14 protein-coding genes are annotated in these 14,241 nt (G+C 39.7%); 2 read left to right on the top strand and 12 right to left on the bottom strand.

Features of this window, described 5'->3' with window-relative positions:
- Window positions 1-44: 44 nt before the first annotated feature.
- The 10 genes from QAI40_RS04000 to QAI40_RS03955 all read right to left on the bottom strand — a co-directional run bounded on the left by QAI40_RS04000 (window position 45) and on the right by QAI40_RS03955 (window position 9,230).
- Window positions 45-554, bottom strand: coding sequence for a hypothetical protein (locus tag QAI40_RS04000; RefSeq protein WP_299979962.1), 510 nt, complete (start codon window positions 552-554; stop codon window positions 45-47).
- Window positions 555-1,364 (bottom strand): MmgE/PrpD family protein, encoded by an 810-nt coding sequence (locus tag QAI40_RS03995; protein ID WP_299979965.1) that lies wholly within the window; start codon window positions 1,362-1,364, stop codon window positions 555-557.
- Between the two features lie 201 nt (window positions 1,365-1,565).
- On the bottom strand, window positions 1,566-2,615 hold the full coding sequence (locus QAI40_RS03990; RefSeq protein ID WP_299979968.1) for a TRAP transporter substrate-binding protein: 1,050 nt from the start codon (window positions 2,613-2,615) through the stop codon (window positions 1,566-1,568).
- Window positions 2,616-2,742: 127 nt separating this feature from the next.
- Entirely contained in the window at window positions 2,743-4,299 is a 1,557-nt protein-coding gene (locus QAI40_RS03985; RefSeq protein WP_299979971.1) for a class I adenylate-forming enzyme family protein, read from the bottom strand.
- 89 nt (window positions 4,300-4,388) lie between these two features.
- Window positions 4,389-4,802 carry a cobalamin B12-binding domain-containing protein gene (locus QAI40_RS03980; RefSeq protein WP_299979974.1) on the bottom strand — a complete coding sequence of 138 codons (414 nt, stop codon included), beginning with the start codon at window positions 4,800-4,802 and terminating at the stop codon, window positions 4,389-4,391.
- A gap of 84 nt (window positions 4,803-4,886) precedes the next feature.
- Window positions 4,887-6,536, bottom strand: a complete 1,650-nt coding sequence (locus QAI40_RS03975) for an acyl-CoA mutase large subunit family protein (RefSeq protein ID WP_299979976.1) — start codon at window positions 6,534-6,536, stop codon at window positions 4,887-4,889.
- Between the two features lie 324 nt (window positions 6,537-6,860).
- On the bottom strand, window positions 6,861-7,172 hold the full coding sequence (locus QAI40_RS03970; RefSeq protein WP_299979979.1) for a hypothetical protein: 312 nt from the start codon (window positions 7,170-7,172) through the stop codon (window positions 6,861-6,863).
- A 307-nt stretch (window positions 7,173-7,479) separates the two neighbouring features.
- On the bottom strand, window positions 7,480-8,718 hold the full coding sequence (locus QAI40_RS03965; protein WP_299979982.1) for an MFS transporter: 1,239 nt from the start codon (window positions 8,716-8,718) through the stop codon (window positions 7,480-7,482).
- A gap of 45 nt (window positions 8,719-8,763) precedes the next feature.
- A complete protein-coding gene (locus QAI40_RS03960) occupies window positions 8,764-8,976 on the bottom strand; it encodes a hypothetical protein (RefSeq protein WP_299979985.1) in 213 nt (70 codons plus the stop codon).
- Window positions 8,976-9,230, bottom strand: coding sequence for an MmgE/PrpD family protein (locus QAI40_RS03955; protein ID WP_299979988.1), 255 nt, complete (start codon window positions 9,228-9,230; stop codon window positions 8,976-8,978). The genes QAI40_RS03960 and QAI40_RS03955 overlap by 1 nt, the downstream gene beginning before the upstream one ends.
- A 532-nt stretch (window positions 9,231-9,762) precedes the next feature.
- Here QAI40_RS03955 and QAI40_RS03950 point away from each other — a divergent pair.
- Complete coding sequence (locus QAI40_RS03950; protein WP_299979991.1) at window positions 9,763-11,148, top strand: sigma-54 interaction domain-containing protein; 1,386 nt, start codon at window positions 9,763-9,765, stop codon at window positions 11,146-11,148.
- 230 nt (window positions 11,149-11,378) lie between these two features.
- Here QAI40_RS03950 and QAI40_RS03945 read toward each other — a convergent pair whose 3' ends face one another.
- A complete protein-coding gene (locus QAI40_RS03945; protein ID WP_299979993.1) occupies window positions 11,379-11,648 on the bottom strand; it encodes a TetR/AcrR family transcriptional regulator in 270 nt (89 codons plus the stop codon).
- Between the two features lie 296 nt (window positions 11,649-11,944).
- Here QAI40_RS03945 and QAI40_RS03940 point away from each other — a divergent pair, with 296 nt between their 5' ends.
- Window positions 11,945-12,439: a hypothetical protein gene (locus QAI40_RS03940; RefSeq protein WP_299979996.1), complete on the top strand. Its 495-nt coding sequence runs from the start codon at window positions 11,945-11,947 to the stop codon at window positions 12,437-12,439.
- A gap of 95 nt (window positions 12,440-12,534) precedes the next feature.
- Here the strand turns inward: QAI40_RS03940 and QAI40_RS03935 are convergent, their stop codons facing one another.
- Entirely contained in the window at window positions 12,535-14,229 is a 1,695-nt protein-coding gene (locus QAI40_RS03935) for an ABC1 kinase family protein (RefSeq protein ID WP_299979998.1), read from the bottom strand.
- Window positions 14,230-14,241: the final 12 nt, after the last annotated feature.

Here is a 14,241-nt window from a genome sequence, read left to right as displayed (position 1 = left end):
TTTTTTTATTTCCATAATTTCTTTGATATTAAAGTACCGGAGTTCTAAACTAAAGATAATATCTCATTTGTAGATTTAATCCTTTCCAATCCCATTATTTTTTCAATTACCTTGTCGGCTGTTTCAGATGGCAGGCCACTTGTAGTCCTGAACTTATCTTTTAGTTCTTCAGGGCTCAGGGGCTTCTCTAAAGACCCCTTAGGGTCAGGGGTATATCGTCTATAAATTTTGCCGTCTTTCATATGAATTGCAACGTTTGAACTAAGCCCGATATCAGAAAGGCCTGTTGCCTTAATTTTTCTTCTTAAAACAACAAGTTCAGGGTCCAGAACCTTTTTCTCTGTAAAATTTTCCACTGTCACCTTTCCTTCGGTAAGGGCAAGAGCTGCAAGAAAATATATGCTGAACCGTGCTTCATGCAAAGTCTTGGGCTCTATTATGCCGGCAGCATCAAGGGGTAAATTATCAATTTCTATCTCTATTTTTTCTATATCAGATATAACAGGACTTTCATTTTTCCGGATCTCAACCATGAGATCTGTGGTTGAATGCACTCACAATGGTGCCGGATAGGTTTTAAAGCAAATCTCATTTAATAAAAAATCTTTGCCTATACCTTTAATTATAGTGTTATAATCCGGATTTTCAGTAAAAAGATCAAAAAAGCCATGTTTCCCACCAAAGATATCTGCTGAACTGTCAAGACCCTTTTGTGCAAAAAAACAGGCCATCAATCCGTCCATAGCAGCTTTTCCCACATGATAGGGCTTTGACATGGAGCCGAATACATTTCTCAGACCTCCGGCAGTTGTGCCGGCAATACCAAGGGCATTGATTATAGTGTCGGTATCAAGATGGAGAAGACGTGCAACACCTGCAACAGCCCCGAATCGACCAATTGTTGAAGTAATATGCCATCCCCTGTCATAATGAATCCGATGCACGCCCTTTCCGAGCCTTAGAGTTACATCGAGAGCAAGAACAAATGCCAAAAGTAATTCTTCACCGTTTGATTCCGCATATTCAGCCGTTGCAAGTATTGCAGGAAAAGTTGGGGCAGTAGAATGCAATATGGTTGTCATATGATAGTCATCAAAGTCAAGCGCATGGGAGAATATTCCATTTATAAGGGCAGTATTTTGCAGATCTGCTTTTTGATTTTTCCCGATTATACTTGCAATTCCGTGTTTTGAGTTAAGGGAAAGATAGCCTTGCGCTACTTCGCCGAACTCGGTTTTTGCCCCTGCAATGGTAACTCCCAGCCAGTCAAGAAAACACAGCTTAGCTGTATCCAATACATCCTGCGGTATATCGGAAATATTAGTTTTATATACATATTCAGCTATTTTTTTTGTAATGTTCATGAATATCCTCTATTATTTCCAGCCTCCCGTGAGTTCATGATCTAAGAGGCCGCCACGCCAATGGGTCGAACTTGCGTTTCAGGCTTATTCTATCAACCTTGATGTGCAAATCCGCATTCACAGGTTAGCCCTTTTTGTTCCTATACTCACGGGATGACCGGGTTTATAAAAAAAATACTGCAATCTTGTCAGATCAGAAAACTATCTCGGCAGTAAGTCAAGAATCTGCCGGGCTTTCGCTCCATAGTGTTTTATGTATTCAGCCTCAAGAGCAGGAACCGCTTTTTCACTCCAACGAGCGAGCTCTTCATCGCTTATTTGTATTTCTGTACAGCCCTTTTCCTTTAACAGGTTCCTATATCTTACGTCTGATTCCAAAGTATAATTTTTTGTCCACTCCTGAGTCTCTATGGCTGCATCTTGAAAAATCTTTTGCAAATCAGCGGGAAGTTTATTCCAGAAATCCAGATTAAAAGCACACAAGAATGGAGTGCTATAACAAACGTTAATGGATAAGAAATATTTAGAAACTTCATACCATTTACGATCAACAAAACTACTCACTCCTGACATTGCAGCATCAATCGTCTTTCTCTGCAAGGCTAAATAAACATCACCTGAACTCATGACAACCGGTGATGCCCCAACAGACTGCATAAAAATTGCAGGATACATTCCATATGCCCGTGTTCTCAAGCCCTTGAAATCTTCCAGTGTCCTGACTGGAGTTTTTGAAATAATGGTGGAACTGCCATACTCAATCATACTTAATACTTTTATATTTCCCTCTTCCTCAAAATCTTTTTTAATAAGATCCCATGCTTTGCTTTCAAAAAGTTTATAAAATTGATCCCTGCTTGAAGAGTAAAGTGGAAAGAACATAGGACCTTCAGCACGCACCTTTCCGCTCCAGAAACCAGAGTTAATTATTGCGCCTTCAACCGCCCCTTTGGGCAATACATTGACAAGGTCCTTGTCGTTGTATAACTGCTGTGCCGGGTACAGTTGAAATTTTACACGATCACCTGCTTTTTTTTCAACAATATCACGAAACATTTCAAGCGCTTTGGTTAAGTGATGATGAACCGGGAGAGTTCCCACCATTTTCACAAGAATTTGTTTCTCCGCAGCACTACTTTGTGCTGGTGCAATAAAAAATGTGAACATTAATGCAACTGCGATGATTAAGCAGGGATACAGGCATTTAAAATTTTGTTTGATTGACATTTTTCCTCCTTGTTTAAAAAACAATTTTAGTAGTTAAATGATTTTTCCTCCGGACAATTCTATTTTTTATCTTTTTATATAGCAGGCTATATATCAAGACCATTTGAATTATCAGAGCACCTATCAATTTGTCATCAATGGATTATTCATTTTAAGCATCCAATCGAACACCATATTTTTCTTTTAATTTAACCTTCATTATCTTACCCGTGGCAGTCATGGGAAGAGAATCTACAAATTTAAAATGGCGTGGGAACTTATATTTGGCCACCTTGCCTTTGAGATAATCTAACGCGTCTTCACTGGTCAGGCTTTTACCTTCTTCCGGAATAATAAAGGCCATACCCGCTTCACCCCATTTTTCATCAGGAACACCGATAATAGATACATTAAAGATTTTGGGATGATTGGCTAAAACCTTTTCAACTTCAGCAGGGTAGACATTTTCACCTCCGGTCCTGTACATATCTTTTGCTCTATCTACGATATAAAAAAATCCATCCTCATCCATGTATCCATAATCCCCCGTATGAAGCACTCCGTCTTTGATGGCTTCGGAAGTTTTGTCAGGCAGCTTCCAATACCCGCTCATTACTGTGGGACCTTTTGCAACTATTTCACCTTTTTTTCCAGGTGGAAGTTTTTTCCCATCTGAATCTTCTATCCATACCTCGGTAAAAAAGCCGGGTTTGCCTATGGATCCCTTTTTAGAAAATATATATTTCTTAGGCATAAGCATCATATAAGAGTTTTCAGTCTGCCCGAAACCGTTTTGCAGGTGAATTCCCCTTTCGGCCAGTTCATCAAAAAGGGTTAAAGGAGTCCGTTCACCTCCTCCCATAGTAACCCTGATACTACCGGTATTCGCAGAATCGAGTTTTTCTGATTGTAGAACAAATCTCCACATAGTAGTCAGTGCAAAAACTATGGTGGCCTTGTATTTTCCAATATCCAATGCAAACTGTTCAGCATTAAAACGTTGCCTCATTATAAGAGTTGCACCACGACAGAATACAGGCGTTGCAGTTATAAAAAGACCGCCGGAATGAAATAAGGGCAATTGAGTAAGAAAAATGTCTTCAGATCGCATATCAGTATACATTATGATCTGAAAATTTTTAAAATAGGTCTGGCTGTGTGATAAAACAGCGCCTTTTGGCAAACCGGTAACCCCTGAAGTATACAGAATAGCAAGGGGATCATCCATTAAAATCGGTTCATTGGGCAATGGTTCGTCCGTCGGATAACTTTCTATCACATCAGCGTAATCAATCGCCCATTCAGGACAACCAGAACAATCCGGTGTTTCGCTCTTTATAAAAAGGAATTTATCTCTTTCCACTTTAATTGAAGATAAGACAGGCTCAAGGTTCTTAAAGAGAGTATCATGAAAAACAAGCAGTCGTGAATCACAATTATTAAGCTGATATTCCAACTCAGGACCAACCAGGCGGAAATTCATCGGAACAAAAACGATTCCCAGCTTTGCTGCGGCAAAGTATATTTCAATTAATTCAGGACAATTTAACAAAAATACTGAAATATGATCACCTTTTTTTAAGCCTTTTTCCTGAAGAAAGTGGGCAAAGCGGTTAGCCCCGTCATTAAGTTCTTTATATGTAATCGGATGGTCTTCATAAATCATCGCAGTTTTATTCGGCGTTGTAGTAGCTCGTTTTGAAGCAATGCAACCTATATTCCATTCCATAGAAACACCTTTTCTTTAAAATTTATACCTGAAGTAATCTCAACTCCTGAATATCCTAATTTTATATTTCCCATTGTCTGTCTCCGATTTTAAATTTCAACTTTTTTAGTTCTTGATTTAAAGAATTCAAGAATGCTGTCGAATGATGAACCAACAGGAAAAACTTCGGTAATGCCTATTTTTTTCAGCTCTTTAATATCCTTTTTTGAAATAACGCCTCCTATAGTGACCGGTATTGTATCTACACCTTCTTCCCTGAGTTTGTTCATTATCTTACGGCTTATTTCAAGATGGACGCCTGACAATATGCTAAGGGCAATTACGTCAACATCCTCCTGGATCGCTACTGATATAATTTGGTCAACACTTTGTCTCAGACCGGTATAGATAACTTCCACACCGGCATCACGAAGCAAAGTAGCCACGATTTTGGCTCCCTTATCATGCCCGTCCAATCCAGGCTTAGCCAATAATACTCTTAAGGGGAAAGTTTGGTTCTGCAATTTTTGGTCTCCTTTAACTATATTTGTTAATAGATGATTTCTATTGTACTGTCAGTTATGCTTCACTAATAGAAAATATTCCGGTTAAAAGTTTTCCTGATACTCCCCGAATACATCTTTTAAAGCATTACAAATTTCTCCCATTGTGGCATATTCGTGTACTGCTGCAAGTATTGGCCCCATTAGATTGTTTGAAGATGCCGCGGTTCTCCGGATTTCATCCAGCAACAGATGCACCTGCTTAGTATTTCGTTTCGCTTTTATTTCTTTAAGACGTTGCACTTGATGTTTTATCACATCCGGATCTGCCTGATGTATATCAACATCATATTCATCTGCATCTGAGACAAATTTATTAACGCCAACAACAGGTGTGTCTCCGGATTGAATTTTTTTGGCCTGCTCATATGCCTGTCTTGCAATATCTTTTTGGATAGAACCCTCGGCAATACCTTTCATCATACCGCCATTAGCTTCAATACGGGCCATCTCTTTTTCAACTTCTTTTTCAATTTCATTTGTCAGGTGCTCCAGAAAGTATGATCCTCCCATTGGGTCGGCTACAGCAGTTGCATCAGTTTCATAGGCGATAATCTGTTGAGTTCGAAGCGCAATTCTGGTAGCTTCTTCGGTTGGAATTGTATAGGCTTCATCATAGGCAGTAGTGTGAATTGCCTGATTGCCTGCAAGAACTGCTACAAGGCTCATGATGGCACCCCTGGCGATGTTGTTCAGGGGTTCCCTGTCGGTAAAAGCAGTAGCTGAACATCCACTGAACATCCGCAGCATCATTGACTTGGAATTTTTTGCGTGATATCTGGTTTTTATCATCTTGGCCCACAGTCGCCGGGTCGCCCGAAACTTGGCCACTTCTTCAAAAATATTCATTCCACAACACAAGAGAAAACTCAAACGTGGAGCAAACTCATCAATATGGATTCCTCTTTTGAGCATTTCCTCTATATAAATGATAGCGTTTGAAAGACAATAGGCAACCTCCTGAACAAGACTGCATCCCGCTTCGCGCATATGATAACCGCAGATGCTGATGGTATTCATTTTGGGAACATCACTATTGCAATATTCAATAATATCGCCTATGAGCCGAAGAGATGGATCGGGGGGGAACATCTGAGTCCCTCTGGCCAGATATTCTTTTAATAAATCATTTTGAAGTGTTCCTCCAATCTTATCGAGTGCAATTCCTCTTTTCTGGGCTATTGCCACATACATCGCCAGAATAATCCCTGCAGTTGGATTAACGGTAAAAGAGCTGGTGATTTTATCCAGAGGAATGCCATCAAAAATAATTTCCATATCTTTCAGGGTGTCGACAGCGACGCCAACTCGTCCGACCTCTTCCTCTACACGTGGATCATCCGAGTCATAGCCGATCTGTGTGGGTAGATCAAATGCAACGCTAAGGCCTGATTGGCCCTGGTCTAACAGAGATCGAAAACGAGCATTTGTTGCCTCTGGATTACCAAAGCCGGCATATTGCCGCATTGTCCACAATCTTCCCCGATACATACTTGGATAGACCCCCCGTGTGAATGGAAACTCTCCCGGAAAACCGATTTCCGTTATATAGTCTCCATCAGACATCTCCTCAGGCGTATAAACAACATTTAAGTCCAGCCCCCAGGATGTGGTTCTATCCTTTATCTTTGAACTGTCGATTTGTCGAGAAAACCATTTTTCTTTTTCTTTGATAATCTTTTTTGTATCATCCATTACATCTGTTCTCCTGAAAGACCTTAGTTAACCTGGTAGTATTAAAAAAAAATTATTACAATTAATACATCCGTTGCAGATAGCCGGTTGTGACATCTGTCGAACATCATTGTGAATAAGCCGATATTCTTAGAGTATCTTAAGTGCATATTATTTTGTCAAAGATACTGCTACTGACAACTATAGCAATCTTTGTGCCAGGCCATCAATTATATTTAATTGCGTATAAGTATTTGTATTTACAGCACTTAATAAAAAATCGATGGTACAAAAAAAGATGAAATTAAGACATATTTTTTTGTCGTATTTTGTAAGGGGTTTAAATCATTGAAAATTTAAATGTATATTAATTTTACATGTAACATTGGTTGACATTTTTGTCTGTTTTTTGTAAACTATGATTATTTTGTGAGAAAAATTTAATTTTTTAGAGAAAGGCTTATATAGCCCTTGAGAAATATGGGGTTTTTCCAGCTCAAAACAGTCAGTGGTGCCAAAATGCTCTTTAAAATTTAATACCATCCGGTAATAAGCCCCATATAAAGAACCGCATTTCTCATAATAAAGCTTTACTTTTTGCTCCGGCGATACTGCTGGATCATTCATCACCTTTCCTAAAAATCCATCAGGCTGCATTCCTTCCACCCAAAAATTAAAGGGCAGATCTTTAAGCAAACCCGGCAAGAGCCCCGCTTAATGCGCCGCAAACAGTTACTCCAAAGGCTTTCCCACCCTCATAAATAGCTGTTGCAACACCGTGAAAAGGATCCAGTACCATACAAATTCTTTGGCATTCCTCTTCAGACAGGTCTTTTGCGAAAAGATCACTGATTGTGTGAAAAACCGCTGCCCTGCTGCCCCAGCCATTTCTTAAATATTTTGCCGCAAGTGATTTTGCATCTACTTGAATTGATAATTTAATTATCTAAAAAGTTTATTTGTTTCAGGCAGACGTACTCAATTCTATTTTTCCTTCCTTGACAAAACAGATCAGCACTACTCCGATGATTCCAATGATAGCAAGGAATAACCACGCTATAGTATAAGAATTGGTCCTGTCAACAATATAGCCAAATACAGGGGTCGCTATAACCATGCCAATCGCTGATATTGCTGCTCCAAAGCCAACACCTGTGGCAGCCATCTTTTCGCCGGCAAGTTCAGCAAGAAAGGTAACATGCAGACCATGAATGCCCGTAGAAAAGCCAAAAATGGCAAATATCGGATATATCAGCCAAAGTGGGCTGGTGGAAGAAATTAACATAGTAATCAAGGCCATAATGGTAATAAAAATACCCATAATTATCATGACGATTTTACGTTTACCGGCAAAAAAGCGATCGCTTATGACTCCCCAAAGAATACGTCCGGCAATAGTGCCGAATTGGGCTACCATCAGGCAGGTTCCAGCCACAACAAGTGAAATTGAAAGAGTCTCTTTGAGATAAAGTACAAGGTAAGTGGCAATCACAACACTTGGAACGCAATACATGGCGCCCGCGACACCTTGCAAAACAAGATTGCGTTGTGTGATGGTGTGTAAAAGTCCTTTCATGGTAATAAGCTCACTCTTGGAAGCTTTTACCCCGGAAGATGGTTCACGATAGTAAATCCAGCTCAGGATAACTACTGCCAATATGGCGATTCCAATGGCAATCACTGTGCCTCGCCAGCCCCAGGCAAGGGCCATGACGGGGATAACGACCGCGCCGACTGCGCCTCCAAAAGAGATGCCGGATTGTTTGATGCCTATTGCAGTAGCTCGCATATTGGGAGGAAACCATTGAGATAAAGTTTTGACAGTGGTGGGGTTGATAAACTGATAACCGACTCCTGCTATGAAAACAATTAACAAAGCTGGAATAAAAGAGTGGGTAAGAGATAAACTTAAAAAAACCAGGCCCATGGATCCTGGTCCCGCCAGCAGGAAGAGGCGGATACCAAGCTTGTCGGTAAGCCAGCCCGCGTGTGTACTAAAAAGAACCATTCCAAAATAAATTGTGGATGTGAACATACCGACCTGGGCCCTTGTGATACCCAGATCGTCTATAAGGAAAGGCGCAAGGGGGCCAAATGAAAAAACAGCCAATGAAGCCCCTGCCTGTAGGAAAAAAGTCAGAGCCAGAATTATCCATCTATAACCGGAAAATTTTTCAATACCTTTGGAATTTGGTAAGCTCATAATTCAGTAAACCTCCATTTTTTTAAAATTGCTTTAATTATAAATTCACATATTTGTGTCAACAGTTTTGCTTATTGGTAAGACAAAGATTAAAATAAGGTTGCAGATGCAAAAGAAAGCCAGGGTAATCCAGGCTATGGTGGATGCAAGGCCCACAAATGTGGCGGTTTTATCCTTATCACTAATTTCTGTAACCAGTAAAAGGCAAAGACTGTTCCAGCCAAGGGCATATTGAGTCTGTTTGATATTTAAGCCCATCAGACGGCAGCAAAATGTCCGATTGTGGATGTCGCATGCCAGCCGTGCATATAATGATCCATGCCCGCGCATTCACCAATAACCACACCGGCTTTAAAGCCGATAATATAGGCAGTTAAAAAATCGATTCCGTTTTTTTTATTATACTCGGCAAGGGCCAGCAAGGCAATTTTAGCGTGTTCATAAACACTTTGGGGGATATCGGCCTGTTTAGTTTCAATAATAAAATCAGCAATAATTCGGGTTAATTCCATTTAATCACCTCAATAATTGATTTTTTACCTAGTTCCCACGCTGGCGCGTGGGAACGAGAAAATGATCCAACATGGGACGAGAACTAAAAACACCCTTAGAAAACCACAATATATACTGACCATTTTTCGATAAACAACTATATATTGTGGCCAAGCTTGTTGAGTCTTGCATTCTGTAACAGCCTGTCGAACATCATTATGAATAAGCCGATATTCTTAGAGTATCTTAAGTGCATATTATTTTGTCAAAGATACTGCTACTGACAACTACAGCAATCTTTGTGCCAGTCCATCAATTATATTTAATTGCGTATAAGTACTTGTATTTACAGCACTTAATAAAAAATCGATGGTACAAAAAAAATGAAATTAAGACATGTTCTTTTGTCATATTTTGTAAAGGGTTTAAATCATTGAAGATTTGAATGCATATTAATTTTACATGTAACATTAGTTGACATTTTTGTCTGTTTTTTGTAAACTATGATTATTTTGTGAGAAAAATTCAATTTTTTAGAGAAAGGCTTATAGTATGGACAATGATGAAAAAATTCAATTATTTGATGCTTTGGTAAACAATCCATACATTGGAATATGCATTATCGATAAAAATGGCACCGCTGTATTCAGAGCTAAAATAAATGAAGAACTGACAGGAATAAAGAATTCTGAAATTATAGGAAAGCATTATTCGATAATGCCTCATCATAAAGAATTAATGGAGGTTTTGACAAAAGGTATTCCAAAATTCAACTGGCCTTTCAAAACAATAAAAGGGAGCCATGCAATTGTTCATCGTATCCCCCTCAAGATAGGCAATGAAACTATAGGGGCACTATCCATTATAAGCATGAAAGATGTAAAGGAAATACAAACCCTTTTGGATAAATACGATTTATTGAAAAATAGATTACAATATTATGATAAGGAACTTCGCCACTTGCGAACAGCAAAATATACCTTTGAAAATATTATCGGTGTAAGTGACAAAGTTGTCACAAACAGGAAACTGGCCAAAAATTATTCCAAGGGTAATTCCCCTGTGCTAATCACTGGAGAAACAGGTACTGGGAAAGAACTTTATGCACATGCTATCCATCTGACAAGCAACAGAAAAGATGGTCCGTTCATCCGTATTAACTGTGCAGCAATCCCTGCTGATCTTTTGGAAAGTGAACTTTTTGGCTATGAAGAAGGTGCCTTCACAGGTGCAAAAAAAGGCGTAAGAATTGGTAAATTTGAACTTGCAACCCATGGAACAATTTTTTTAGATGAAATTTCATCACTAAACATATCCATGCAACCAAAACTATTGACAGTTCTACAAAATCACGAAATAGAAAGAATAGGGGGGAGCAGAGTCATCAAGCTTGATTTCCGTGTAATTTCAGCTACAAACAAGGACCTGGAACAAATGATTAAAGAAGGATCATTTAGAAGTGATTTATATTATCGTTTGAGTGTTCTTAACCTTAGCCTTGGAGAACTAAGGAATAAAAAGGAGGATATTGCGCCGCTTGCCCAACATTTTCTTGAATCTTTCAACGAGGAATATGGTTTTAATATTAACGAAATAGACCCAGCCGTTATGAATATTTTTTCCAACTGGGATTGGCCGGGAAATATTCGAGAGTTGGGAAATGTTATGGAAAGAGCTGTTCAAATGAGCAATAAAAAGTGCATCCTGGTCGATGATTTACCGGATTACCTCGTGGCTTTCTGGAAATTAAAACCTTTACAATCTTCAACTGAAAATCAAATAAATGTCTTAAAAACGTCAAGAGATGGAATTGAAAGAAAATTGATTGAGTCGGCGCTTATATCAAATAACTGGAATAAATCCAGAGCTGCAAAAAATTTGGGGGTTTCAAGAGCAAACCTCTATAGTTTAATTAAAAAGCATAGTCTGCAAAAATAGACTTATGTTGCTATGCGTTACGTCGCTTTGTTAAAATTTATGTCCTTTTGTCTCTATAATTCTTTATTATGATACACTTCAATGATAACAAAAAACATTGAGGTAAAAATGGAAATCTATCAGATATAGACGGATTCACAGTCCAGCACCTTCCTATTGTCACTGCATATGCACAAAGAATTGGTGTTTGATTTATATAATTTTGCATTATATTTTAATAGCTCTCAAAGTTAATCAAAAGTATAGATTTTTTTTAACTTTTTTAGGAACGTATTTATGAGAATCGCTATAATATAAAACATTCTGAATCTTTCTTTGATCCATAAGTTGATTTTTTCAATTTCTGTTTCTTTCGTTGCAATGGCCTCGTTGAGAGCAGTGTGAAATTCAGATACTTTTTTTAAAATTAATTCTTTGTAAACCTCCTCTTTGTTTTTAAAAAATTTATACATTGTCCCTACAGAAAATTCAGATTCCTTGGCTATATCAACCATTGTCACGGCATGAAGGCCCATCCTCAGAATCGATTTTTGCTTCCGCTGGCATCAGTGATAAAATTGGAATCACAAATCATTAAAAACTTAAATTAACAAAAAATTAACTTTGCCCTTAACATGGAAACAGCTTCTATGGTAAAATCGAACAGTTTTATTTGTCACTAACATAAAAAGGTGTAATATAACAATTGATCTTCTCCGGATATCGTTGATCACACCGCCTTATTTTATAGTATGAGGGTCGGAAGAATGCCCTCAAAAAAGAGGTGCCAACAGTTTCTTATTGAGGAGGAATAAAGATGGGAAATAATATCTGCAAGTTTCAGGAAAACCGCCTCGCTGATCTTCTTTGTTCCCTGAAGATCAAGGGTGAAGTGATCGAGAAAAAAATGACGGAACCTCTCGGTGGTCAACCCGAAAAGAAAATTGTCATTGTCAAGTTCAAGGATAGGATAATCGAAGCAGGTCTTAATAATTCTCAATTTGAGCGGGCTGAGATCGGGAAGCAGATTTGGTTCTCTCCTCCAGTCCCGGAGCGAGATTCGTGCAATTGCCATCTATTCGCCTGGCTGATTGCCGGAGTTTTAGCAGGTCTGTTGGCAGTATGGGCTATTACAAGCCATTTTCAAGAAAGAACTGCCGTCTTCCTTTCCTTTGCTGCTGTAGGCTGGATCAGTGTTATTGCGTGGGCCAGGATATGTTCGCATGAACAAAGCAAATGCCTTCGAGATCTTGAGATGGAAATCGATTTTTTTGAAGGTGCCAATACCAGTTGCCGGGAAGATCTGCAATGAGATTACAAGAAATGCCGTTCGCAAAGAAACGGAGGTCCACTTTTTAATATAAACCAACTTTGTCCAAAGATCATATTTTTTCCAGCTATATCAGTTTACAGCCTCCCGCGCCTCATAATTGATATAAGAAGCCAGAAACCCATCATGCCGGCAAGCAGAAAGCCTGCAAGACCGATAACCGGCATTCCATGCCACTTAGGGGGAATATCGGAAAGAACGATAAGTGCTGATCCAATGACCAGGGAAGCCAATACAATTGCAAAGGAAAGCCGGTTGCTCATACGGTCATTGGCGGAATACATGGGTTCCAGTCCCTTGTGCTCAAATTCTATTTTTACTTTTCCCTTTCTTACCATTCCCAGAATTTCTCGAACTTCTCCCGGGATCTCTTTTAAGAGTTGAAAAAGGTCGGTACCGGAATCTGCCATACCACTTGCAATCCGACGCGGGTTAAAGCGATTTAACTGAATCTGTCGTACAAAGGGACCTGCCTGTTCAATGACATCAAAATCCGAATCCAGTGCCCGGCCAATACCTTCCACCGTGCTGAGAGCCTTGATCATCAGAAAAAGATCCGGAGGTATGCTAAGGCGGTGCCTTGCCGTTATTTCGAGAAGCTGGTTCAGCAATTTCCCCAGCTCAACTTCCTTGAGCGGACGATAACAGTGCTGATCCATAAAGTCGGCCACATCCCCGGCCAGGGAGTGGTAGTCAGGTGCATCCTCCGAGACCAGCAGTTTAAGGAGAGCATCAGTGGTTTTTACTTCATTTCGCTGGGAAATATTCATTATCAGATCTGCAAAATCTTCCCTGGTCTTTAAATCAATGCGGCCCATCATGCCAAAATCAATATAGCAGAGGATATTATCGGGAAGCACAAAAATGTTGCCGGGATGCGGGTCTGCATGGAAGAAACCATGTTCAAATATTTGCTTCATGATCAGATCAAATCCCCGGCGGGCAATCTTTGAGCGATCAAGACTTTTTTGCTCCAGTTGTTCGATGTCAGAAATTTTTACACCGGTAATACATTCCATAGTCAATACCCGGGTGGTTGAAGCTTCATGGAAAATGCTTGGAACGTGAACTGTTGGTTCTTTTTCAAACTGCCTGGCAAAACGCTCCATATAAGCCGCTTCCAGACTGTAATCAAGTTCTTTTTCCAGGGTTTGTGCAAATTCCTCCACAATCTTACTAGGCTGCTGAATGTCCCAGCCCTCCAGATGCTTTTCCATCAAACCGGCAAGATGGAGCATGATTTCCAGATCCACCTGAATAGTGCTCTGAATACCAGGCCGCTGAACCTTCACTACCACATCCTGTCCGTCAAATGTTCTGGCTTTGTGAACCTGACCTATGGAAGCTGCAGCCAGGGGCTGTTCTTCAAAATGCGAGAATATCTGCTCAACGGGCTTATGCAACTCCTTTACTATAATATCTTTTATTTCGGAAAGGGAAAACGGGTGCACTTCATCCTGAAGTTTGGGCAGTTCCCGGATAAATTCTGCGGGCAGAAGGTCGGGTCGTGTGGAAAGAATCTGACCCATCTTGATAAATGTAGGCCCCAGATCCTCCAAAGCCATCCGCACCCTTACCGCCCGGGAAAGCGACTCAATCTTTTCCCGGCGTTTGCGTGAGACCATTTGCCACCCGATTTCCAGGTATTGTTCAATTTTTAATTTATCGATTACATCTCCGAAACCATATTTGAAAAGTATGGTTATAATATGCCGATATCGCTGTATATGGCGATATGTACGCCCGATACCACCAATTTTAAATAATGCCAAACCATCCTCCTT

This window comes from Desulfobacula sp. (assembly GCF_030611305.1).
Taxonomy (GTDB): domain Bacteria; phylum Desulfobacterota; class Desulfobacteria; order Desulfobacterales; family Desulfobacteraceae; genus Desulfobacula.
Note: the sequence above shows the minus strand (reverse complement) of the source record. Positions and strands in the feature narration are given on the sequence as shown.